This window comes from Phormidium sp. FACHB-592 (assembly GCF_014695795.1).
Classification (GTDB): domain Bacteria; phylum Cyanobacteriota; class Cyanobacteriia; order Leptolyngbyales; family Leptolyngbyaceae; genus Stenomitos.
The window spans coordinates 101,077-124,068 of record NZ_JACJOZ010000046.1 but is presented as its reverse complement, the minus strand read 5'-3'; the positions used below and the strand labels follow the sequence as shown (position 1 = coordinate 124,068).

21 protein-coding genes are annotated in these 22,992 nt (G+C 50.8%); 11 read left to right on the top strand and 10 right to left on the bottom strand.

What is annotated here, in order from left to right; all coding sequences use genetic code 11:
• Nucleotides 1-88: 88 nt before the first annotated feature.
• The gene (locus tag H6F86_RS12790; RefSeq protein ID WP_190448983.1) at nt 89-868 is read right to left on the bottom strand and encodes a creatininase; all 780 of its coding nucleotides are present in this window, start codon (nt 866-868) and stop codon (nt 89-91) included.
• 527 nt (nt 869-1,395) lie between these two features.
• Here H6F86_RS12790 and H6F86_RS12785 point away from each other — a divergent pair.
• Complete coding sequence (locus tag H6F86_RS12785) at nt 1,396-2,160, top strand: glucose 1-dehydrogenase (protein WP_190448982.1); 765 nt, start codon at nt 1,396-1,398, stop codon at nt 2,158-2,160.
• Between the two features lie 161 nt (nt 2,161-2,321).
• Nucleotides 2,322-2,678 carry a phage holin family protein gene (locus H6F86_RS12780; RefSeq protein WP_190448981.1) on the top strand — a complete coding sequence of 119 codons (357 nt, stop codon included), beginning with the start codon at nt 2,322-2,324 and terminating at the stop codon, nt 2,676-2,678.
• Nucleotides 2,679-2,740: 62 nt separating this feature from the next.
• Here the strand turns inward: H6F86_RS12780 and H6F86_RS12775 are convergent, their stop codons facing one another.
• From H6F86_RS12775 to H6F86_RS12760, 4 genes are all read right to left on the bottom strand, one after another.
• On the bottom strand, nt 2,741-3,646 hold the full coding sequence (locus tag H6F86_RS12775) for an LD-carboxypeptidase (protein WP_190448980.1): 906 nt from the start codon (nt 3,644-3,646) through the stop codon (nt 2,741-2,743).
• A 69-nt stretch (nt 3,647-3,715) separates the two neighbouring features.
• Nucleotides 3,716-4,189 carry a hypothetical protein gene (locus H6F86_RS12770; protein WP_190448979.1) on the bottom strand — a complete coding sequence of 158 codons (474 nt, stop codon included), beginning with the start codon at nt 4,187-4,189 and terminating at the stop codon, nt 3,716-3,718.
• A 54-nt stretch (nt 4,190-4,243) separates the two neighbouring features.
• Complete coding sequence (locus H6F86_RS12765; RefSeq protein WP_190448978.1) at nt 4,244-5,641, bottom strand: cytochrome c biogenesis protein; 1,398 nt, start codon at nt 5,639-5,641, stop codon at nt 4,244-4,246.
• A gap of 47 nt (nt 5,642-5,688) precedes the next feature.
• Nucleotides 5,689-6,423 carry a cytochrome c biogenesis protein CcdA gene (locus tag H6F86_RS12760; protein ID WP_190448977.1) on the bottom strand — a complete coding sequence of 245 codons (735 nt, stop codon included), beginning with the start codon at nt 6,421-6,423 and terminating at the stop codon, nt 5,689-5,691.
• A gap of 263 nt (nt 6,424-6,686) precedes the next feature.
• On the opposite strand from H6F86_RS12760, the gene H6F86_RS12755 reads away from it, so the two are divergent.
• Nucleotides 6,687-7,889 carry an FtsW/RodA/SpoVE family cell cycle protein gene (locus H6F86_RS12755; RefSeq protein ID WP_190448976.1) on the top strand — a complete coding sequence of 401 codons (1,203 nt, stop codon included), beginning with the start codon at nt 6,687-6,689 and terminating at the stop codon, nt 7,887-7,889.
• A 117-nt stretch (nt 7,890-8,006) separates the two neighbouring features.
• Here H6F86_RS12755 and H6F86_RS12750 read toward each other — a convergent pair whose 3' ends face one another.
• On the bottom strand, nt 8,007-8,879 hold the full coding sequence (locus H6F86_RS12750) for a 6-carboxytetrahydropterin synthase (RefSeq protein WP_190448975.1): 873 nt from the start codon (nt 8,877-8,879) through the stop codon (nt 8,007-8,009).
• A gap of 212 nt (nt 8,880-9,091) precedes the next feature.
• On the opposite strand from H6F86_RS12750, the gene H6F86_RS12745 reads away from it, so the two are divergent.
• Nucleotides 9,092-10,552 (top strand): mechanosensitive ion channel domain-containing protein, encoded by a 1,461-nt coding sequence (locus H6F86_RS12745; RefSeq protein ID WP_190448974.1) that lies wholly within the window; start codon nt 9,092-9,094, stop codon nt 10,550-10,552.
• 51 nt (nt 10,553-10,603) lie between these two features.
• On the opposite strand, the gene hemW is transcribed toward H6F86_RS12745, so the two are convergent.
• Nucleotides 10,604-11,965, bottom strand: coding sequence for a radical SAM family heme chaperone HemW (gene hemW, locus H6F86_RS12740; RefSeq protein WP_190448973.1), 1,362 nt, complete (start codon nt 11,963-11,965; stop codon nt 10,604-10,606).
• Nucleotides 11,966-12,151: 186 nt separating this feature from the next.
• Here hemW and H6F86_RS12735 point away from each other — a divergent pair, with 186 nt between their 5' ends.
• Nucleotides 12,152-13,234 carry a PIN/TRAM domain-containing protein gene (locus tag H6F86_RS12735; protein ID WP_190448972.1) on the top strand — a complete coding sequence of 361 codons (1,083 nt, stop codon included), beginning with the start codon at nt 12,152-12,154 and terminating at the stop codon, nt 13,232-13,234.
• Nucleotides 13,235-13,445: 211 nt separating this feature from the next.
• Here H6F86_RS12735 and H6F86_RS12730 read toward each other — a convergent pair whose 3' ends face one another.
• Nucleotides 13,446-14,684: a VWA domain-containing protein gene (locus H6F86_RS12730; RefSeq protein WP_190449057.1), complete on the bottom strand. Its 1,239-nt coding sequence runs from the start codon at nt 14,682-14,684 to the stop codon at nt 13,446-13,448.
• A gap of 302 nt (nt 14,685-14,986) precedes the next feature.
• Between H6F86_RS12730 and H6F86_RS12725 the strand changes: the two genes are divergently transcribed.
• The 4 genes from H6F86_RS12725 to H6F86_RS12710 all read left to right on the top strand — a co-directional run bounded on the left by H6F86_RS12725 (nt 14,987) and on the right by H6F86_RS12710 (nt 17,843).
• Nucleotides 14,987-15,652 carry an ATP-dependent Clp protease proteolytic subunit gene (locus tag H6F86_RS12725; RefSeq protein WP_190448971.1) on the top strand — a complete coding sequence of 222 codons (666 nt, stop codon included), beginning with the start codon at nt 14,987-14,989 and terminating at the stop codon, nt 15,650-15,652.
• Between the two features lie 79 nt (nt 15,653-15,731).
• Nucleotides 15,732-16,325, top strand: coding sequence for an ATP-dependent Clp protease proteolytic subunit (locus H6F86_RS12720; RefSeq protein WP_199305252.1), 594 nt, complete (start codon nt 15,732-15,734; stop codon nt 16,323-16,325).
• A gap of 68 nt (nt 16,326-16,393) precedes the next feature.
• The gene (locus tag H6F86_RS12715) at nt 16,394-17,005 is read left to right on the top strand and encodes a J domain-containing protein (protein WP_190448970.1); all 612 of its coding nucleotides are present in this window, start codon (nt 16,394-16,396) and stop codon (nt 17,003-17,005) included.
• A 388-nt stretch (nt 17,006-17,393) separates the two neighbouring features.
• Complete coding sequence (locus tag H6F86_RS12710; RefSeq protein WP_190448969.1) at nt 17,394-17,843, top strand: ATP-binding protein; 450 nt, start codon at nt 17,394-17,396, stop codon at nt 17,841-17,843.
• Between the two features lie 60 nt (nt 17,844-17,903).
• On the opposite strand, the gene H6F86_RS12705 is transcribed toward H6F86_RS12710, so the two are convergent.
• Nucleotides 17,904-18,608: a GvpL/GvpF family gas vesicle protein gene (locus H6F86_RS12705; RefSeq protein ID WP_190448968.1), complete on the bottom strand. Its 705-nt coding sequence runs from the start codon at nt 18,606-18,608 to the stop codon at nt 17,904-17,906.
• Entirely contained in the window at nt 18,608-20,356 is a 1,749-nt protein-coding gene (locus tag H6F86_RS12700; protein WP_190448967.1) for a hypothetical protein, read from the bottom strand. Before H6F86_RS12700 ends, H6F86_RS12705 begins: the two co-directional genes overlap by 1 nt.
• Nucleotides 20,357-20,807: 451 nt before the next feature.
• On the opposite strand from H6F86_RS12700, the gene lgt reads away from it, so the two are divergent.
• On the top strand, nt 20,808-21,701 hold the full coding sequence (lgt, locus tag H6F86_RS12695; RefSeq protein ID WP_190448966.1) for a prolipoprotein diacylglyceryl transferase: 894 nt from the start codon (nt 20,808-20,810) through the stop codon (nt 21,699-21,701).
• Nucleotides 21,702-22,001: 300 nt separating this feature from the next.
• On the top strand, nt 22,002-22,847 hold the full coding sequence (gene cobM / locus H6F86_RS12690; RefSeq protein WP_347240254.1) for a precorrin-4 C(11)-methyltransferase: 846 nt from the start codon (nt 22,002-22,004) through the stop codon (nt 22,845-22,847).
• Nucleotides 22,848-22,992 lie beyond the last annotated feature (145 nt).

The window sequence follows — 22,992 nt, the reverse complement described above, 5'->3', positions numbered from 1 at the left end:
CCCCTGTTTCCCCTGCCTCCTTTGCCTTCCCTATTCCTACCTGTCTGTGCCTGACTCTGGCTTCTTACATTCGTATACCATACGCCGTTCATTCTGCCTCACTGTGGCTAAATTCACGCACGATCGCTGCTGCAATGCTATCTGTAAGCTGCTCTGCCATCCCTTGCCCCTTCTCAGCGCTGGCTCCCTTAGCCGATGAAAGCACCCCGGACGGTGGCACCCATTCGGTACGAGTAGGGTACATATCGTAAGGTGGAAAGTCTGCGGGTCGATCGTCTGGGATTTGCTCCAGGCTGACTAGCTCGGGATAGAAATGCAGCATCAGTGACGTTTCAATGACGGCAGCATGTTCAAGCGCAAACCCCGGAAAACCGTTAGGGAAAACGTGGTTTAACGTCTCTTCGGTGCAAAAATCCCAATACTCCAGGCGCATGATGCGGAGTGGATAAGAAGTGCCAAGCTCTCGTAGGGCAAGGTCAATGCCTTCGGTGAGAAACCACTGATTTTCGTAGTGTCCATCAACGACGACAAGGTTTTTGACCCCGTGGCGGGCAAATTCACGAATGACATCCCGCGTCATCTGACTCAAACTTTGTCCATCCAGGCTGGTTGTCCCAGGAAAATGCTGTCCACCACCCGATTTTGGCTGCGACTTATAGCCATAGCTGAGGGTTGGCGCGACTAAGCCTCCTACCTTAGTGGCAACAGCCTGGGCGATCGCCGCACTCAATAGCGCATCTGTGCCCAAGGGCAAATGCGGACCGTGTTGCTCTAGTGCGCCACAGGGAAGCAATAACACCAAGCCGTCATCCTGCAAGCGTTCTTGATAGGCAACCCAACTTAACGAACTCATCAAGACTGGATTCATGCTTACTGCTCCTCTTTTCAGCGATTAGCGATTAGTCATCAGCGCTGGGTCGGCTCCTGCTGGCTCACTGCCTATTTGTAGCTCATGCTTGCATGAGGGCGTGTCTGCGTGTCCAATGAGGTGTTTTAGAGAAATGCATCAGTGTCATCCCTACAAACGAATGTGAACGGTTGTCACCGCTGAGAGTAAAACGCACTATACACACTGATGCCGCTAAGATTATGTGTCCGATGATGTGTTTCAGGCGTTAAGTTTCGAGGCGATCGATCCAGCGCAAAAAAGACTGGCTACAGATTTTTCTGATTGATCCCCCAACCCCTTTTATAAAGTGGAAGCTGTAGACAGAGAGATCTTGCCTGATAGATGTAAAAAGGAGATTAGCCTCACGTGTTTCCGAGGGTCGCTGGGCAGGAGACGATTGCCTGCTGGCTATAGCGATTGGATGGCACAAAGGCTTAGCAAGAACACAGGTTTGGACAGCATTTAATTCAGGCAACAGACAGTGCTACAGCTTAACGGAGTGCTCAATGGGACGATTAGATGGCAAGGTGGCATTGATTACAGGTATTGCATCGGGTATTGGGCGGGCAGCAGCAATGTTGTTTACCGCAGAAGGCGCCCAAGTCTTTGGGGTTGATCGCGATGAGCCGACAGGACAAGCGCTCGCAGCGGCATTGCAAGCAGACGGGCGATCGTTCCACTTTTTCGCTGCCGATTTAGCTAACGAATCCGCGTGTGTGCAAGTGGTGGAGCAGTGCTGTGCAGTCTATGGACGCATTGATGTCCTTTACAATAACGCGGGCATTGCGCTGATCGAGCCGTTTGGCAGCACGGATGCAGCGATGCTAGAGCGAGTTATGGCAGTGAACTTTAAATCGGTCTTCTATCTGTGCCAGCAGGCGATCCCTCAAATGCAGCGGCAGGGCAGCGGTGTGGTGATCAATACGGCATCGGAACTGGCGATCGTGGCGCAACCCCTCTATACCGCCTACTGTGCTAGCAAAGGAGCCGTGCTGTCGCTAACCCGGGCGCTGGCGCTGGAATATGCCAAAGACAATATCCGCATTAATGCACTGTGTCCGGGACCGATCGCCACACCCATGCTGCAAAGTGAGTTTGACCAGGCAGATGATCCCGCACAGGCAAAGGCAGAAGGCATTGCCACCATGCCGATCGGACGCTTAGGCGATCCGGTTGAGATTGCTCAAGTGGCGCTCTTTCTTGCCAGTGATGCGCCCGCTTTAATGCATGGTGCTGCACTGGTAGTCGATGGCGGTAAGACGATTTTTTGAGGGTGAGCGATCGTCAAGGGGGCGATCGCTCTAGCAAAGCTTGATGCTAGATTGTGATTTTGGCACTAGCGTTTCCTGGAAACAATGAATTATTGAGTGAGATCACAGTAGTGCTGATGTCCTCACAACCATTGCTCTAACCGTTTTTTGGCTTGAAACGAATGCTGCACTTTATTTTGACCTGGTTGGCAACAGCCCTATCGCTGGTGATCACTGACCACTTTGTAGAAGGCTTACAGATTGATACCTTCACCGACGCACTGATTGGGGCAGTCATTTTGGGTTTGGTCAATGCGATCGTCCGACCCATTCTGACGCTGCTCACGCTGCCGTTGACGATCATGACGCTGGGCTTGTTTTTGTTTGTGGTGAATGCCTTCACTTTCTGGCTTGTGGCAACGATCACTCCAGGCTTTCACATTGCGGGGCTATTCACTGCGCTAATTGGGGTGATCGTCCTCACGATCGTCTCTACGGTTGTATCCTGGCTGGTGAGAATTATTGACCCAAGCGCGTGAAGGTTCCTGAAGCCGTTTAGTTTTATAGCAGCGATGGGTGGCTCAAGAGCGATCGCCACTGTCTAGTTCGGTACTGTCTCGTTCAAGCTAAGAAGTCCTCGATCGCCGTCCAACTGCACACTGATGCCCACAGGCAGCGCAGCGTTAACGCCATCATGACCAAACGGCAAGTTTGACACAACGGGAATGCCAAGGTCGCCCAAGCGATCGCGCAGCACCTCCTCTACTGTGAAACTGGGAATATTAGCAGGCGGATCGCACTGGCTAAAGCGACCGACCGCGATGCCTTTTACCTGCTGCAATGCACCACAGAGCCGCCACTGGGTTAACATGCGATCGATGCGATAGGGCGCTTCCCCCACATCTTCCAGCGCCAAAATTGTGTCGGCAAAATCGGGCTGTGCAGGCGTTCCTAGCAGATTCGTTGCGACTGTAAGGTTGATGGGTAGCAAAAGTCCAGTAGCCTGCCCGCCGCTCCAACCTGTGCCTTGCAACGGTGCTAGCGATCGCCCCTCCACCCAATCAAACAGGCGTTGCACTGACCAATCTGGTTCTGCTGCCAGCGTTGTCAAGAGCGGTGCATGAACGCCCGAAATGCCTTGCTGACTGAGGCTCATCAACAAACTAGTGATGTCCGAAAAGCCGATCAGCCATTTCGGTTCATGTCCTGCCCAAGACCAATCTTCCAGTAATCGTGCACCGCCATAGCCACCTCTGGCACAAAGTATCCCGCGACAGTCTGGGTCTTTCAGCGCCGTGAGCAACTGCTGGCGACGATCGCCATCTTTACCTGCCAGATAACCCCAGCGATCGTCATAGCCAGGAGTGAGTTCAACACGGTAGCCGCGCGATCGCCAGATCTGGACTCCACGCTGAAAGGCTTCAAACTCTCGCAAGGTGCCGCTGGGTGCAATCACTCGCAGTAAGTCACCCGGTTGTAATGGCAGTGGCGGTTGGCAGGGACGCATAGGTTATGGCATTGCAGTCTAGACAAAAGGTTGAAACAGCGATCGGATACTCCATTTGTTCAAGCTTGTTCAAGTATGGAGCCAATACGCAATGAACTGACTAATAGCTGCGGTGTTGGCTTCCAACTGAATCTGAAGGTGCTGTTGAACTACGTGGGAAAGTTGACGAAGTTTGCTCCATTCAGGAGATTGAAGATTATCTACATGAACAACCTCTTCGGAATGCTTATCAACAATTGTATGGACTGTGTTTAAGAGTTCTTCTATGAGGCTGTTCACAATCTCGGCATCCTGGCTTCTTGATTCATCTGTCATGACCATAAGCCAATTGAGAAGACCATTCAGACAGTCTTCGTAAGCAGCTAGCAACACTTCAAGCGGGTTGCCCGTCAACAAATCACCTTGTGAGAAATCATATTTTTGTTTCTTCTCTAACGTCGGTAATACGTCGATTTGTTGGCTCGCAGGCAAAGCAAAAAACACGATGGCAGGTGATACCAAATCTAAGCGTTCTTTCACTTCTTTGCTCAAACTGAGCGTCATAAAAACCTTGTTGCCCAACGAACTTATTTTCAAGTTGCTTGTTCAGCGAGCGCACTACACCACCACCGCAGCCTTCGTTTCCTGTTTCTGTGTATCCAACCGTTCCAGGATCTCCAACATTTCGCGTTCAAAAGCCACCTGAGCACGATTGGTCAGACCACCAATGTAGAGCTGTCCATCCTTCTGAAGTGCCCAGATTTGGGAGTGAGAGACGTAGCTCATCATCACGCCCAGCATGAGCAACCCAAAACCAGCGTAGACGATCGGTATGCTGGGGTCGGCTTTAATTTGCAGTCCCGTACTCCCGACAATTTCTTTCACTGCTAGCGTGACGCCATTTACCGGGGTAGACATCCCCGCGCGGACAGTGGAAATTAGCTTGCCAGAGGTGTCATAAATCAGCAGCATTCCCTGCAAATCTTTAGCAATCAGGGAGACGCCAGCGCTCAAGTCAGGTTTTGTGGGAATCCACGTACCCCAGATGCGCCCACCTTTACCGCCTGTATCTAACTGCGCCATCGGTAGCTGAAAAATAGGGCTGTTGTTAATGCGAACCTGGATTGCAGAAATGCCCCAATCTGCCTGATACAGAGTCACACCGCGATAGCGCAACGGCTCATTCACATGAATGGTTTTGCGCTTGACTTCCTTCCCGTCACTGTCTAGCACCGACATATCCGAGTAAAACTGATCGATCGCGCCTGCGGGCGTGTAGTCAATCCAGAAGCGGTTGACCTTTACTGACCAATCTTTGGGAATCTGCGATTCTGCAAACGGTCCCGCATCCAGAATGTTTTTAATCTGAAACGTTTGACCGCTAGGCACCATCTCTTGCCCCACAAACCCTGTCAGCGCACCCACGATCGCGCCCACTAAAATCAGCAGCATACTGGCATGAACGACGATCGGACCAATGCGCCCAATGATGCCTTTGCGTGCGTAAAGCGCGTCGTCCTGCCGAAACAGCTTGTACCGCTGCTCCTCTAACAGTGGCAACACATCATCCAGTGACGTTTGTTCAAATTCGGCACTGAGAGCAAATTTCTGAAACTGACGCGGCTGGCTGTAAAACTTGCGAGACGTGCGCGAAAACCAACGCAATGCCGGTAGCTGCCGCATAAAGGTACAAGCAGTCAGGCTCGACCCAAACAAAATTAACAGCGCCAAAAACCACCAGGTGCGGTAGACGTGATCCAACCCCAGAGTCAGCAGTACTTTCCAGGACAGAAAGCCAAACAGTGCCGGATGCTCTGGATAGTTTGCTTGGTAGAACGCAGCAGCCTGCCCCTGCTCAACGACCGTCCCAGAAATGCTAAAGACCGCGATCGCCAACAGCAGGACGATCGCCAGCCGCAGATCAGCCAGCACCGGCAACAGTTCTCGCCTGAAAAAGATTTTGGGAGCCGTGCCCCAACCGGACAGGCGCGTTAAGAAGGAAGGATTTGCAGACATTGGGTCAGTTTTTGGTTGTTAGTTTTTGGTTGTTAGTTGTAGGCAGTCTAAAAACTGACAACCCTGGAAAGCAAAGAGAAGACGCCGAATCCCACTAGCAAAGCGCCGCTGGCTGGCGTAATCCAGCCCGACCAGCGACGGAGTTCCAATAGTTTTTTGATCGAGGCTGTGAATGTACCTGCCAGCACCAGTGGAGCCGCATAGCCAACGGTATAAGACAGCAATAACGCACTACCCACAACCGGATCTTTCGTCGCTGAAATCCATGCCAGAATGCTTGCCAAAACGGGAGTGCTGCATGGCGACGCGACCAAGCCAAACGTCAACCCAATGAAATACGCACGCACACCAGGCGGCAAGTCCTTAGAAATCCATTCCAGCCCACCAACGGATGGTAGTCGCAAGGGCAATGCTTCCAGCAGGTTCAGCCCCATAAGGATGGCGATCGCACTCACGACGATCGGCAACCCCAGTCCAATTTGTCCATAGATTTTGCCCACTACTGCCGCCACAATGCCTAGCCCTGCCAGCGTTGTCGCCAGTCCTAGCGCAAACCAGGTAGACTGTGCTGCTGCTTGTAACCGCGTCTGGGTTTCGTACCCGCCAATGTAGCCGATCGTGATAGGCAGCATCGACAGCATACAGGGCGTAAGGCTTGTCAGCAGACCTGCCAGAAAAATGATGCCAACACTGGCTGGCGTAAGGTGAGCCAATTGCTCAGAAACTAACGTGTTGGCAAAATGTTCCAACCAGTAAAGCTGGGTTTGCAGCGTTTCAATCATGCTGTATCTAACGTCTTGCTCTAAAGAATTAGCGCTACATCTATCTTACTGGAGATAGAGAGGCAGAGGGGGCTGGGGAGGCAGGGGAAGCGGTGAAAGCGGAGGAAGGGAGATTTGCTTTCGACTCACGGACTCCAAAAAATCTTGCCCGTTTTACCAAGCTCGCATAGACTGATTAGCCTACACTAAGTTCTGATTGATGTAGAACCGTTCGTCCCTGGCTTCCCTCTCTGCCCCTGCGCCTCTTCCTTTCCCAAACTATTGTGAATCTGCGCCTCTTTATTCCCTTTTTTGATACGTCGGCTCAAGGTTGGGCTTCTGAAGCACGCTGGCTGCGATGGCTAACGTTTTTGTGGCTGCTTATTGGTCTAGCGGTGTTGTTTTCAGCGTCGTATGCGGTTGCGGATGCCGATCGGGGCGATGGACTTTACTACTTCAAAGTGCAGATTCTTTGGATTTTGGTGGGGTTGGTCGGGTTTAACCTGGTTGTACATTCGCCGTTACGCTACATCGTTGGTATTGCCGATTGGTTCCTAGTCATTATTTTGGGACTGATTCTCATAACGGCGATTCCTGGGTTTGGTACGTCTATCAATGGTGCAACCCGCTGGCTTTTTCTCGGACCCTTTCAGATTCAACCGTCCGAACTGATTAAACCGTTCCTTGTCCTCCAAAGCGCACGCATCTTTGGGCAATGGGATCGGTTGAAGCGGGGCACTCGTGTCCTTTGGCTGGGAATTTTTGGGCTAGTGCTGGTAGGTATTCTTCTACAGCCAAATCTTAGTACCACAGCACTATGCGGGATGTTGCTATGGTTTGTCGCTTTAGCAGCAGGGTTGCCCTATACATACATGGGTGGCACAGCGTTGGCAGGCATTGGTTTAGCTATCATCAGCGTCAGCTTTAGAAGCTATCAGCGTCGACGCATTTTGTCCTTCTTGAATCCCTGGGCTGATGCCACTGGAGATGGCTATCAGTTGGTGCAAAGTTTGCTGGCAGTTGGTTCTGGTGGGCATTGGGGCACAGGCTTTGGGCTGTCGCAGCAAAAGCTATTTTATTTGCCGATTCAGTACACTGACTTTATCTTTTCGGTATTTGCCGAGGAGTTTGGTTTTATTGGCTGCCTGTTGCTAATGGTGATGCTTCTTGCCTATGCCTCACTGGCGCTACGGGTTGCTATGAAGACACAAAACCAGGTGTATCGGCTGATTGCGATCGGCATCATGGTGTTGATGGTTGGGCAATCGCTGCTAAATATTGGTGTGGCAACAGGGGCACTGCCCACAACAGGCTTGCCGTTACCCTTGTTTAGCTATGGCGGTAGCTCGATGATTTCTAGCCTGGTGTCAGCCGGTTTGCTAATTCGGGTCGCACGTGAAAGCAATGAAGCGAAAGTGGTGCGCCTCGACGATCGTCGCCAACCGAAAGCAGTGAAGGGGCGATCGGAGTCACCAAGAGCAACTTGATTGGTAGGAAGGGCACTGGAGAGGAGGAGGAAGCAAGGGAGGCAAGGGAAGTAAGAGTAAAGCCTCCGGGTGCGCGCACAACTTTCTCTCATTCCCTCACTTCTCTTCCCTCATTCCTTACCGCTCCGCCATCACAGGCTCACGCACCGACATTTGCGTCACCGCTGTTTCTAAGGCAGTACTGTAGACTTCGCAGGAATTGTTCGGGCTTTCGATCAGTTTAATTTTATGCAACTGTGCGCCGATGTCGCGGATCGGTTGCTCTAGCAGCGCGCGGATATGCACCGCGATGTTCTCGGCGGTCGGCACGACTTCAGCAAAATAAGGAATATCTTTGTTCAAAAAGGTGTGATCAAACGGTTCCACCACGTAATCATCCACCGCTTTCTGGAACGCAACGAGGTCAGCAATCATGCCTGTGCGAGGATCAATGTCGCCCTTGATAGTGACTTCTAGATGGTAGTTGTGACCATGCCCGTTAGGACGAGCGCACTTGCCGTAGATTTCACAGTTTTTTTCGTAGCTAAGGTCGGGGCGAGCCAGTCGGTGAGCGGCGCTGAAGTGGGTACTGAGGGTAAGATAAGCTTCCATGTTGTTTCCGTAGTAGTCTGCCCAAAGTTCGGGGTGTTCAAAAAGCTGAATATGGACGATCGGCAAGTGAGGAGACAACCGTTGCCAAATGGTACGGGCGATCGCCTCGGTCGTTGGCAGAGTTTCCTGAAACTCCGCCCAGGCTTCATTGAGGTAAGAAAAGTCTAACTGGCTGGTTACTTCTTTTTTGATGACCTGCTTCACGTCAGACAGGTTCAACACCATGCCGTATTCATCGAGTTCGCCTGCCATCGAGACATAGAGGACGTAGTTGTGCCCGTGTCCGGGCGATCGAGCACAGGTACCAAACCGCTCAAAGTTCTCAGCCTCACTCAGTTCTGGTAGCCAATAACGATGACTGGCAGAAAACTGGGCACGGCGATCGATAATGCATTTCATAGGCAGAGAAGAAGGATGGAAGGTCTGTTAAGTTCCGTTAACCACACTCTTTTCAGGATAAACCATTCGCTCAAGGTAAAGACTGAGTTACTTGACCTAGCGATCAAGTCAAACACACATTACAGCCACTACCCAGTCTCTTGACCGTTCCTAACTTTTGGTGTCAACCAGATCCGGCACAATAGTTCAGAACGCTTTTACCCGATTGATGCATGAATTGGTTGCTTAACGGAATTCAGACAACCCTTGCCGAACTGCTGCGGCTCTTTGCTGCTCCTCTGTTTGAGGTCGGCAACAATCGGTATTCGCTCAGTTTGATTGTGACGCTGATGGTGGTCAGTGTAGCTGTCTTTTGGGTGTCGCGTGCCGTCAGCAATCTGATCAATCGACGACTGTTGGTACGGTTAGGGTTCGATCGTGGGAGCCGTGCTGTCGTTACCACCTTTGTCCGCTATCTGCTGACTGCGATCGGCTTTGTCATCGTGCTGCAAACGGCAGGCGTAAACCTGAGTTCGCTGACCCTCTTTGCAGGGGTCTTGGGCATTGGTTTGGGCTTTGGGCTGCAAAACCTTGCCAGCAACTTTGTCAGTGGGCTGACACTACTCGTCGAGCAACCTATTCGTGTGGGTGACTTTATCGAAATCGACAACTTGCTGGGTACGGTCGAAAGCATTTCAATTCGATCGACCACTGTACGCACCCTCGATGGCGTGTTTGTCATCGTGCCCAACATCCGTTTTGTCGAAAACAACATCATCAACTGGAGTTACCGTGATCCTCGCTGTCGCCTTCACGTTCCCGTTGGCGTAGCCTATGGTAGCGATACGCTCATTGTCACCGAAGCACTCCTAGCCGCCGCACGGAAAGATCCGAAAGTGCTAACCGATCCTTCACCCCGTGTTTGGTTCAAACGCTTTGGTGATAGTGCACTGGACTTTGAATTGCTGGTTTGGATTAATCAACCCACTGAAATTGAGCCGATTAAAAGTTCGCTCTATTTCACGATCGATCGCGAACTGCGCCAGCGCAACATCGAAGTACCCTTTCCCCAGCAAGATCTCAACATTCGCAATCTTGAACAACTAGCACACCTGTTTCAGCGAGACGGTGCGGTGGATGGCAACGGCAAACATGCAGAAAAAGATTCCATTAGCAGCCGCAAACCCACCCCAAAAGCACCCAATAACTTGACCCTGCGCGATATGCTGCGACGGATTTCCTACTTCGAGCAATGCACTGATGAAGAACTCTTGCAATTGATTGAATACGGCTATCGGCAACTCTTTCCCGCCGACCAGATTGTCTGCGAAGAAGGCACCCCTGGCGAGTCGTTCTACATTATTCTCAACGGCTCAGTCGAGATCTTTTCTAAGCGAGCCGAGCAGTATATCGCCACCCTGAATGAAGGCGAATTCTTTGGCGAAATGTCGCTGCTCATGGGCATCCCGCGATCGGCAAGTGTTAGAACGCTCGACGACACCGTTCTCTTTGTCATTGAGCGCAACGATCTACAAACACTCCTTCAAGACCATCGCGGACTCGCCGACCAGATCGCTCATCAGCTCATGGAACGCCAGCAAACCCTGCGCCAAATGGGCATCCTGTCGGAATTTTCTGAAGAAACGCCATTCGACAAAGTTCGCAAACGACTGCAAACGCTGTTTGGGATTTAGGGAAGGCTAAAAGCTGAGGGCTGAAGGCTAAGGGCTGAAGCATTGAGTTTTCTACTCAAACTCCTCAAAGAGGGAAACGAGGATGACGTTGGAGAAGAGAAAGCCTTCAGGATCGCTAAGTTGTAGCCGCCCAGAATCCGGCAAGGTTGCTAGAGAAGGCGCGATCGCCTCATTTAGACCAGAACGAACCACCACCCAACCTTTCTGATGAAACGGCTGTAGACACGCCCAAACTTGCTGCATTGTCTCTCTACCAAACTGCTCAATCAGCGCCGACAAACTTAAGCCTTCCGCTAACCGCAAACCCAGCATCAGCGTATCGAGAAGAATGTCTGAAGTCTGTAGCTGGCTTTCGCTTTGCAGTGGGATGGAGGATGAAGGAGACGGTTCTGGCTTTCCCCACTCCCTACTCCCCACTCCCCGCTCCCCACTCCTTTGCCTTTCCCCCACCCACTCATAGTATTCTCGCGTCTTGCGGGGGCGGCAGAAACGGTCATGCTCTATGTAGCTTGTTGCGCCCATGCCAAAGCCATAGAACGATCGGTTCTCCCAGTACACGCGATTGTGGCGGCACTGGTAGCCCGGTTTGGCGTAGTTAGAGATTTCATAGTGGTCGTAGCCTGCTGCTGTAAGTAATCGTTGTGCAGTGCGGTACATCTCAGCCGTGGTTTCATCGGACGGTAGCGGTTGCATCCCCGGTTTGTACTGCTTCCCAAACGCGGTGATGGGTTCAATCGTGAGGTCATAGCAAGAGAGATGAGTGGGCACAAGGGCGATCGCCGTTTCTAACGACGCTTGCCAATCTGCCAACGTTTGGTGCGGTAAGCCAGAGATTAAGTCCAGGCTGAAGTTTTCAAAGCCAGCTTGCTGCACCCACTCCACAGCCTGGTACACATCCGCGACGGTATGCGATCGCCCACAGGCTTGCAACAGTTCTGGCTGAAATGCCTGCACACCAAGGCTCACCCGGTTTACGCCTGCCGCTCGATAGCCTTGCACTTGCGCCAGGTCAAACGTGCCGGGATCAATCTCCATCGAGATTTCAGCACCCGCAGCAATGCCAAACTGTTGGTTGAGCGTGTCAAGAATCTGGCTCAGTTGCTCAACGGATAACAACGAGGGTGTACCACCGCCAAAGAAAATCGTTTGAAGCGGTTTGCCGAAGGACGCAGTGCCACGAACTTCTTGACGCAAAATTTCAACGTAGCGGGCGATCGTACCAAACGCGCTGCTTTGCAACGAATTGGGTTGCAGCTCATTGGTTCGCGCTACGGGTGGGCGATCGCCGACGATCGAAACTGCAAAATCGCAGTAGTAGCAACGCCGCCGACAAAAGGGAATGTGGAGGTAAGCCGCTTCCGGCAAAGCGGAAAGGTTAATTGTTTCCTTAGAGTCTGCCGCAAACAAAAGCATTGCAGTACGAAGAGTATAATGAAGCCATGCCGCCTGACTGCCATGCCAGTTGAATTACTGCATTCGCTTGAATTGCCGAATTCGCCACGCTACTGACCTAACTGCGCTTACTGGCTCGACATCCAGATCGGTTATTCCTCAATCCTTTCAAAGGTTTGGAATCAGTCCCCCAACCAACCTGAGCTTATGCTTGACGCTATTATCATTCTTTCATTTATCCTAGCAGGGGCGGGGATCGGTTTTAACGGCATTGAAGAGTTGCCAGTGAGCGCCTTGCAGCAAGTGACCAACGAAAGCGCTTTGCGCTGGGTAACGGCTGGCTTTGGTGCTTTAATTGGTTTTGCGATCGGCTTAGTTGTGCAAACAATGTATCGGCGCTTCGAGCGGCGGTTTCGCGCCTTGCCAGCCGATGTACTTTTGAGCCGCGCTGTGGGGCTGGTCATTGGGCTGCTGGTGGCAAACTTAATGCTGGCACCGATTTTTCTACTGCCGATCCCACCTGAATTCTCTTTTCTCAAGCCGCTGGCAGCCGTACTGGGCAGCATTCTCTTCTCGTTTTCGGGGATCACGCTGGCAGATACTCACGGTCGTGCCTTGCTGCGATTAATCAATCCAAACACGGTCGAAACAGCCCTGTTAGCAGAAGGAACATTCAAGCCTGCGTCTACCAAGGTATTGGATACAAGCTGCATTATTGACGGTCGCATTGAAGAACTGCTGAACACGGGGTTTGTGGAAGGGCAGATTCTGGTGCCTCAATTTGTGCTAGCAGAGCTACAGCAGGTTGCCGATGCCTCTAGTGACATTAAGCGTGTACGGGGTCGTCGTGGGCTAGATATTCTCAATCGGATGAAGGAAGCTTACCCCGATCGCATCATCATCCATTCTGCTGACTACGAGGATGTGCCTACAGTCGATGCCAAGTTAGTGCGTCTAGTGCAAGAAATCAACGGCACTCTGCTGACAAACGACTACAACTTGAACAAAGTAGCAACGGTGCAACAAGTGCCCGTCCTTAACATCAACGACCTGACCCAAGCTGTCCGTCCATCCTACCTTCCTGGTGACAGTCTTGACCTGAAGATCTTGAAGGAAGGCAAGGAGCCGACTCAGGGCGTGGGCTATTTAGACGATGGCACAATGGTGGTTGTTGAAGAAGGTCGCAGCTTTGTAGGTGGCGAGTTGCAGGTGATTGTCACTAGCGCTCTGCAAACATCAGCGGGACGCATGATTTTCGCTCGACCAAAGGCATCTATGCTTGCGTCTTAAGCGCTTGTTTTGATGCCACGATCGCGCCAAAAGCCCTGCACTCTCTGTAGTCAAACTGCTTCCCGGCTCTACCGTGTCAAGCACGATGCATCGGGAGCATGGGTTTTCGTATGTCCAGAATGTTGGATAAAAATTAGCCAGAACAATCCCTTTTATGTGTACGGCGGCACCTGGAAAGCCAGGAAAAGCAGCTAACTAAGAAGCAATTTGCCTACTGCAAAGTTGTTTTAGACACAATGCGGGTCTTCTTGCGATCGCCCTCCGAGAGTTCTTCCCCTGCCTGAAGCTTGGTGGCATTTACTTGTAGCACTGTGGCAGCGCCCTGATCGCCCATTTGCAAAGCAGTTTTGGCAGCGGTTTGCAGCATGGTGGCGGCTCCTGTGCGATCGCCCTGCTGGAGCTTGGTTTCGGCAATTTGCGTTTGTCGATACTTTGCCAGCGCCAGAATATGCTGCTGCACGTCGGCGTTAAGCGCTGGTTGGTAGGGTGAGACGGTATTAGCAGTAATGGTAAGCGTCTCAGAGAGTAAGGCTTCTTTGCTATAGGCAGGATCGTCGTAACGAATTTGAACGTGAGCAATCGGTTGTTCGCCTGCTGGCAATTTACCAATGTAGAGATTTGCCAGCACTACTCTAGGTGCATCCACCATCAAATCGCCCAGACGCACAAGGTATTTCCCAGCTTCTTGCTGTACCGTTAATTCGATCGTGTCCGGTGCCACTTGGGCGATCGGCTTCATCTCTGCCAACCGCACATCGGGCGCTAGAGTTAACAGCAGATGGGCATTCGTCAGCCCTACAGACTGCATTCGGGTAAAGAGTCGATCAAACTCCGCCACTGCCTGTTCTGGGTATTGAATAAACGACAGCGTACCGCCGCCTGCATCCGCAATTTTTTCCAGCACATCCTGATTCCACCGATCGCTAAAGCCAAGCGTATTCAGCGTCAGATTATAGTCAGTTGCCAGCTTTGCCAGCTTCAAGCAGCGATCGTTATCGCCATGTTCATTCTCGCCATCGGTCAGCAAAAATGCCTGAGAAACCGTGTCTTTCTTGCCTTTTGCTAATTCTTCAATACCCAGCCGCAAGCCTTCATCGATCGCCGTACCGCCCCCTGCTTTTAGCTGGTTAATTTGCAGCTTAATGCTGGCAGGGTTGTCAATGACCTCATTGGGCACCAGCACCTTTGCTTTGTGGTCAAATGCTACCAGCGTAAGACGATCGCCGGGTGAAAGCCGATCAACAAGCCGAATAGCTGCCTGCTTCACTGTATCTAGCGATCGTCCACTCATCGAGCCACTGTGATCCAGGATCAGGCAAAGATTCAGCGGCACGCTGCGGCTTAAGGATTCTGCAATCGCTGCGATCGAAACCGAAAGCTGACGCTGGCTATTCACTTGAGCAGCATCGATATTCGCATCATTCAGAACAGACTGCAAACCAACTTTCATGGCGCAAAACTCCTGGTAAAGCAAAGGGCAAACAACGATCGCCTGGTTAATACCTAGAATAGGCGAAGTGCCAGGGGTTCGGTCAGGAAGAACGCCCTGGGATCGCCGACCATAAGCAGCCAGGCGAAAAACCCAATCCCCTTCACCCTTCACCTCTTTACCTTTTCACCCCTTCCCCTCTCCACCTCCTCACTCCTCCCCCCTTACTGCTCCACAGTGCCAACTGTCACGCTAGTATGTAAAGACAGCGCCAATGCGTCCGATGACACACGTTCAGGCAATACGTTCCAGGCAACCCTGCTATGACTTCATCCATTCAAGCCGCACAGTCTCCTTACTATGGTGGTGGTGATTCCTTCTATCGCACACCGCCACCCGATTTGCCCTCCTTGCTGCTGAAAGAGCGGATTGTTTACCTGGGAATGCCGCTGGTGCCTGCTGTAACTGAGTTGATTGTGGCAGAGCTGCTTTATCTTCAGTACGAAGATCCCGAGAAGCCGATCAAAATCTACATCAACTCCACAGGTACCTCGCGTTACGATGGCGAACCAATTGGGTTTGAAACCGAAGCGTTTGCTATCTGCGACACCATGCGCTACATCAAACCGCCTGTGCAAACTATTTGCATCGGTTCGGCGATGGGTATGGCAGCAATGCTGCTCTCCGCAGGTACGAAGGGGTACCGTGTCAGCCTGCCAAACGCTACGATCGTGCTTCATCAGAGCAAGAGTTATGCACGTGGGCAAGCGACAGATATTCAAATTCGCGCCAAAGAAGTTCTAGCGAACAAAGCGACGATGGTTGAAATCTTGTCTCACAACACAGGTCAATCGATCGAACGAATTGCCAAAGATATGGATCGGCTCCTCTATATGTCCCCTGAACAGGCAAAAGAATACGGACTGATCGATCGTGTCCTCGAAAGCGAAAAAGACATCCCTGTACCACTACCGGCTGGCATCATCTAAAGTTGCAAGCTTTGAGTTACCGCACTGAACTCAAAACTCATCACTTAAAACTCAAAACTATCTAACAACGGAGCTTCTTATGCCAATTGGTGTTCCCAAGGTTCCCTACCGTATGCCGGGAGAGCCTTACACACAGTGGATTGACATCTACAACCGTCTTTACCGGGAGCGCATTATCTTCCTGGGTAAAGATGTCGATGACGAAATTGCGAACCAAATTGTGGCTGTAATGCTCTATTTGGATTCTGAAGATCCAGGTAAAGATATCGTGCTGTACATCAATTCTCCTGGTGGCTCTGTTACCGCAGGGATGGCGATTTACGACACTATGCAGCACATTAAGTCCGACGTAGTGACTATCTGTGTTGGCCTAGCTGCTTCTATGGGTTCTTTCTTGCTGGCAGCAGGCGCAAAAGGTAAACGGCTCGCCTTACCCCACTCACGGATCATGATTCACCAGCCGTCTGGTGGCACTCGTGGGCAAGCAACTGATATCGAAATTGAAGCACGGGAAATTATCCGTATCCGACGGCAGCTTAACCAGATCTATGCCGATCGTACGGGGCAAGCACTTCCCAAAATTGAGAAGGACATGGATCGCGACTACTTTATGTCAGCAGAGGAAGCGAAAGAGTACGGCTTGATCGATCGTGTGATTGAATCTGCTTCCTAAGCCCTTCCTGTTTGCATCTTTTTTCTCAGTAGTGGCAGAATCTAGTAATTCTGCCATTTTTCATCTTAATGAACCTTGCAGAGTGTTATCGCATCTTAGGGCTAAAGTCTGGTGCATCGTTTGATGAGATCAAAGCATCCTATCGACGGCTGGCAAGGCAATATCATCCAGATGTCAATCCAGGAAATCGGCAAGCGAAAGAAAAGTTTATTGAGCTAACCGAAGCTTACAAATTTTTGCTGTCTGAAACGGGTAGCAGTGAGCCTGCGCTAAAGACGGGTCAGGCTACTGCACCAGGAAAAGCACCAGTCGCCCCGGTAGCTGGTGATATTCGCATTACGCGCAAGCAACCTCCCCTGCAATTCACAAATTTGTCGCCCTTGGAGCAGCAGCTCAAGACCAACTCCTACCAGCAGTTGCAGCAGTTGCTAAAGGAGCAGCGTTTTCCACGGGCGATCGCCCTTATTGAAGGGTTAGCCCGTCGCCTTCCGCAAGACTCAGAGGTAAAGCAATGGCAGGCGATCGCCTATCAACGGTGGGGGCGGCAGCTTATTCAAGAGCGTCAGCTTGACAAAGCTAGAATTTATCTAAAGAAAGCGCTTCGCACCGATCCGCACAACCGTTCTCTATGGGCTGAGGTTGAGCGTGATTTTCGTTATATGGAAAACCTTTTCAAATAACCTTTTTCAGGCAAACTGATGCCTTGCTTTTGGTTCACGAGCCTTTCATGAGCCACTGTCAACCGTTCAACTTTTTGAAAGTTCATATGGGACGTGCGTTCTCAAACATATTTTGATACTATGAATTAAGTGGAGTTCATCCGATTGGAGGATTCCAGCCAAGAAAAATATTTTTTGTAAGAGTTTTTCTACCTCCGTTTAAGAGCGGTTTTGACGATACCTCACTGTTTTAAAGCTTTATAAAGTCACTGATTGCGCTGAATACGCTTATTGAGCAATTTTATGACTGCCTGACCTAAGCCTTGATAATGCTTGAAGGGTACTTAATTTCCCTGGTCAACACAGCATAAATTGCATTCATCCATTTGAAAGCTACAGGGTTTTCTGAGTGATTGCTGTCTCACATCGTCCCGTCAAACGTCAGTGGAACACGGTTAGCTTTGCTTCTACGCTTTACCTGATTCCAATTCTTGACATTCTTTTGGAAGAAATTCCACATCGATGGAAAGCCGAAGTACGTTTAGGATTGCAGGAAGCTTTAGTAAACGCTGCTAAGCATGGTAATGCTTTAGACCCTAGTAAGACAGTACTCGTTCGTTTTTCAGTTGTTGCGAACCATTATTGGTGGGTTATTTCAGATCAGGGTGTTGGTTTTCAGCCCTCTTATGTTTCTGAAGCCGAGCTTGAACAAGTGTTGCCCTGCGACGAACAGGAGTGCGGTCGTGGGATGTATCTTTTGCACAAGATTTTTGACCAGGTTCAGTGGAACTCTCAAGGCACTGAGCTGAGACTCTGCAAGCGTGTAAAAAGTCCCAGCAGAGCGCCACTGTTGCTGTAAGCCTGCTTTTATACAACTGCTAATAGTTGTTTCGGTGGGCAGCGATCGGTAATTCTGGCTTTAGCTTGCGGAACCAGGCGTTACAGTAGAAGCGCTGGAAACAAAGTGATACGGCGGTAGGGCGGCTCCTAAAACTAGCTGTAACTGAGGGTATTGCTGCTGTAAGGCTTGAATGAAGTCGCAGAGCTGCTGTTCATGATCGCGATTAACTAGTAGATGCATTGCTTTTACGCCAGTAGCATCCTGGCTACCGCAGTATTCAGGATAGGTTTGAAGCACTGCCTGCTCGATTTGCTCGATCGCTGCTTGCTGTTGCTGTTGATACAACAGTTGTTGTTGATACTGCTGCTTTTTGGCAAGAAAGTAGTTTTTCCCTTTAATTTCGGGTGCAATCACTGCGTCTGGTGGCTCCAGAAGCATGAGTTTCAGCGTGTATTCGGCTTTCCCATTCAAATGGGTTAGCTGGCTCAAGTATGCTTGCTGATATGTCTCTAAATGCGCGGACAAGCCTTGTAAGGAGTTGAAGCATGTACCAAAGCGCAACGGCAGGATTGTTGACTTCAAACACAGGCTACGGATGACGCGATCGTGCGCTAAGGCAGCTTGCACTAAAAGCGTGTCATCTTGTTGCAGAGGCTCTAGAGAGACGGCTGGTTCGACGATCGCTGCCAGTTGGCCGACCGTAACCATCTGTACAGTTGTGGCAATACCTTGTGGGAGTTCTAAGGGGGTAAGCGGTGTTTGACAAAAGGCGTAGGTGTACATTAGGGTGTATCAGCAAAAAAGACAAGGCTTAAACTAAGCGTCATTGTCCCAGATTGCCAGTCTTGCTCAACGTCTTTCAGCCAGTCAACTGCAAAACCATTGACTAACAACTGCTGTTCCGGTGAGTTAGCACAAAGCTGCTCCAAGTGGTCTGTGAGCGTTGCGATCGCGGTTGGTTGCTGGCAAAAGGCTGCAATACAAGATTGAACGATTGCGTCCCTTGGTAGCGCTGCTACAGTCACTGGTACCGATCGTCCGGTTGATAAATCAAGTGTGTAACTCAGTTCAGGTGCTGTTATTTGCAGCACTGCCAGTAGCCGCAGCGTTCCTTGCTGCCACTTTTCTCCTGGCTGTAGCACCTGCGCTGGCACGCCTCCCAATAGTTGTGTCATCTCATATGTATGGCGTGTCAGTGACCACAACAGTTTAGGCGCAAGTTCGTCCAGCAGTAATGTCGGTTGCTGTAACCCAATGCCAGTCAGTCTCGTTTTGTGAGCAAGCGCAAGGAGCGCAGCTTGCACAATGGTTGTAAGTTGCTCACTCTCATTAGTGTGGCTAAATTGACGTTGGAGTAGGCAGAGGCTTTGGGCAAGCTGTTGACGGGTAATCTGTTGAATATAGGGTGCTAAAAGTGTTGCATCGCTTGCGCGTACAAGCGCGGCTGGACTAAGTGATTGCCCCAATGCTTTGACTATAGCTACCTGAGCCATCGCGATCGTGCCGTTGATCTGCGTCTCGTCCTCCATCAACTCTGCTTCGATTGGCTCAGCATGGCTTTGTATCGCCTTGCTGTTGTCGAGATCTAGCACTTGAGCCGTAAATTCAAAGCCAAACCGTAATTGAAGCTTGCCTGCTTGCCAACCCGCACTAGGTTGTAAGAGTTCGACTGCTACCCCTTGAAGGAAGTCTCCTAACCCAGTTTCACTTTGTAGTAGCTGTAGAATCGCTTGAAGTTGATACTCAACCTGACAGAACGTATCGCTTCCGTCGTTAGCAGCGCCAGTATAGACAGACTGTTGCAGTGGGAGCGCCTGTTCCTCTGACTGAATGATCGAACTCGACTCAAGCAGATCCTCCGCAGGTTCCCCCGTTGCCAAATCGAAGCACCAGCGTATAGTGGGCGCTTCTACCTCTAGCATAACTACCAGGCGCAGCATACCAGTAGCCCACCCTGTCTCTGACTGCCAGCATCTGCCTCTAACACCTTCAATAAGGTGCATCACGCTGTAATCGCTTCGGGCAATCCGCCATAGCAGAGAGGGGATCAAAGTTTCGATCGCGATGAAGGAGTACAGTTTGCTCTCCGAAAGACTTGAAGATAGAAGCGTTGAGGCTAAGGGTGTGAGGGGATCAGATGTTTGGGGTGCAGCGTTTTGAGTGGCGGGTGGCGTTGCTGCACAAAAGCTGTTGGGGCTGACCGGCACTTCTTCACGTTGCAAAGCTTCCAGCACGTCATAGGCTTCTTCACTGACATACGGAAGCAACGCTTCGATCGCGCCAGGTAACGGTGAGGGTACGCCTTCTAAAAATAATGGTTGGGACGATCGCAGCGTGGTAATTATTTCCATTAAGCGCTGCATTGCTAACAGTGCTGAATCAGAAAGATTGGGCACTGAAGGTAGCTGGCAAAGCGGATTCACAAGCTTGAGCACGGTTTGACGCACGGTTTCCAGTGTGAAGGATGTTTCAGAGTGCTGGGTAGCCGTGCTGTCGGACGAAATCAAGGACGGCTGCGAAAGTTTGGGCATAATCTCTGGTTCACTAATGTGCTGTCAAAACGTGTGAGGCGTTGCAAGGTGTCAAAAACAACCCAAGAACCGTCCTTTAAGCTGTCAAAGTAGAAGCGACAGGCGATCGGGTAACTTAAGAGTGCCCATTTCAAGACGGCTTTATGATTTGGGTACGCCTTTTCTTGTTGAGATTTGTGATGCTCAGGCTGTGTGGCAATCGCCTAAGTCAATCCGGCAACCATAACGGTTCAGTGAAAATGTTGTGCATGCTTCAAGGCTTCACCGATCCATCAGCATCACTAGCGCAGAACTTCTACTGTAAGCCCCTCCGTTTTGGCGTTAAACCGTGATGGCTCGGTCAGAATGCCCAGCAACACTTACAATTTTGAGTGTGCAGTCAGGTTCACTCAGGACTGGCTCACTTAATGCCTAGCTAGATTACGCCATGCCCTTTCTTCACGTCTGCGTCATGTCTCTGCTTGACTTACCGATCGCCGCTCAGTTCACCTCCCCAGGACCCATGCTGTTCGAGTGGGGAGCCTTTTCCGTACGGTGGTATGGTTTTTTGATTGCCTCTGCGGTGCTGATAGGCGTGACGCTGGCTCAATATTTAGCCCATCGTCGTGGTGTTAACCCAGAGTTATTAAGCGATCTGACATTATGGCTGGTGATCGCGGCAATTCCCAGCGCACGGCTGTACTACGTCGCGTTTCAATGGCAAGAGTACGCCCAGCATCCTGATCAGATTCTTGCTATATGGAAAGGGGGGATCGCTATCCACGGTGCTATTTTGGGTGGGTTAGTAGCTAGTCTGCTCTTTGCCCGCCTCCGTCGGATTGCGTTCTGGCAATTAGCAGATTTAGTTGCGCCCTCGCTGATTTTGGGACAGGCGATCGGACGATGGGGAAATTTCTTCAACTCGGAGGCGTTTGGTCGTCCAACAGACTTACCCTGGAAGCTCTACATTCCGTTAGAACGCCGCCCGACTGGCTATGAGAGCTTTGAGTACTTCCATCCGACCTTTCTCTATGAATCAGTCTGGAACGTAATGGTCTTTGGTCTTCTGATCGCGCTCTTTTTTTGGGGCTTGAAAGCAAAAGCTAGACTAAAGGTTGGCACACTGTTTTTGGTCTACTTAGTGACTTATAGCTGCGGTCGCTTGTGGATTGAGGGTCTGCGCACTGACAGTCTGATGCTAGGGCCGTTACGCATCGCGCAGGTTGTTAGTCTTACCCAAATTGCGATCGGCATCTTTGGCTTGATTTGGCTCTACATCCTGCATCGCCCCTTACCAGATGTTGTAGCCACACCACGAGAGAACGATCATTCAGAGCCTTCGCAGCAGTCCAACAAGACGTTGTAGGCGCTAAAACTAGGCACGACGTGGCTAAACTGCCAAAAAAAACACCCCAGAGCTAGGCTCCAGGGCGAAATCAGGGTGCATCTACCACTCCATACTTCGTGCATACTGCGATCCGTCCGGAGAAAACGAAACACGCTGCTATTTTTTAAGCGCTAGTAGTCTAGCCTTTTGGTCAGCAGTCAGTAGTCAGTTAAAGAACTCAAAGCTTGCCAGCGCAAAGCCTTTCTCGCAGAACACTACATGAACTGCATGAAAGAACGTGGAGGCTACTAACAGATTCAATCATTCAACCCCTCTCCTGTGACTAACTCATCCATTCAGGACTGTTCATTTTCCCTTCCACCGGCTGTTTACATCGTGGGTGCTGGACCTGGTGACCCAGAATTACTCACTGTCAAAGCACAGCGCCTTTTAGCCCAGGCAAATACGATTTTGTTTGCTGATTCGTTGGTACCCGAACAAATTCTGCAAGTGGCTCGTCCTGACGCAGAACTGATTCGTACCGCACACCAGACGCTGGAGGAAATACTGCCGCTTATGGTGTCGCGAGTGCAGGCAGGACAGTCTGTGGTGCGTTTACATTCAGGCGATCCTAGCCTTTATGGAGCGATTCAGGAGCAAATGCAGGCGTTGTTAGAGGCAGGTGTACCGTTTGAAGTCGTACCAGGGATCAGTGCGTTCCAGGCAGCAGCAGCAAAGCTACGGGTTGAGCTAACGGTGCCAGGATTGGTGCAGACGATTATTCTGACTCGCATTAGCGGTCGTACTGAAGTACCCTCAACTGAAGAATTGGCGGCTTTGGCAGCCCACCAAGCCAGCCTATGCCTTTACTTGAGTGCGAAACATATAGACACTGCAACAGCAAAGCTAAGGCAGCATTATCCTGCCGAAACGCCAGTTGCTATCTGTTTTCGCTTAGGCTGGCAAGATGAAAAAATTTGGCTGGTGCCATTGTCAGAGATGGCAGTAACGACTCAGCGAGAGGGCTTGAGACGAACAACGCTGTATGTGATTAGTCCAGCACTTGCTGCCGCAACTGTACCTGACACAGTAACGTGTAATTGGCATGGCAGCGATCGCCCATCAACCCGCTCAAACCTCTACAATCCCGCTCACGCCCATCTCTTCCGCCCTGAAAGACAGTGAAAGCTTTTCTTTGTACAAAGTGAACAATGTACGAGTGAACAACACCAGCAGGAAGCAGATGCTTCGTTAGCGTTTTCGGCAGTTCATTTTGCGATCGCCCAATTTTCCGGATTCGCTCCTGTTGGCTGTGTTGTAAATCCTATGA